This window comes from Cognatundibacterium luofuense, from assembly GCF_018139685.1.
In the GTDB taxonomy this organism is placed as follows: Bacteria; Pseudomonadota; Gammaproteobacteria; order Burkholderiales; family Burkholderiaceae_D; genus Undibacterium; species Undibacterium luofuense.
Window position 1 is genome coordinate 1 of record NZ_JAGSPN010000202.1, and the last position, 414, is coordinate 414.

The following is a 414-nucleotide window of genomic DNA, read 5'->3' on the forward strand; positions in this document are numbered from 1 at the left end:
TATACACAATGCTAAACGGAAATTATTTCCTTATTCAGTATTTCTTAGTCAGTGTTTTTTCTCAGCGGTTTTTGCTAAGGGTCACCCATGTCAGAACTTTCTACCATTGCTGAAGCCTATGTCCGGCTAGTCCTTGCCGTCGGTTTGCATGATCCCGGCTACGTCGATGCCTACATCGGGCCGCAGGCCTGGCGCGATGAGGCACAGCACTTGCCGCTGGCGCAGTTGCAGCAGCAGGCCGCTGACTTATTGGGGCGCATCGCTGCGCTGTCTGACAGCGATGTAGAGCAAAAAGCGCGGCAGGCTTTTCTGCGCTTACAGATTGCTTCGGTGAAGACGTATATTGAGCAATTGATGGGGCAGTTGCTGCCCTTTGATCAGGAATCGCTGGCCTTGTATGATGCGGTTTCTCCG

The 414-nt window shown here is 52.2% G+C and carries 1 pseudogene; it reads left to right on the plus strand.

Going from position 1 to position 414, the window contains the following annotated elements:
- Positions 1-87 precede the first annotated feature (87 nt).
- Positions 88-414, plus strand: a pseudogene (locus KDM89_RS20030) (hypothetical protein); the annotation flags it as partial.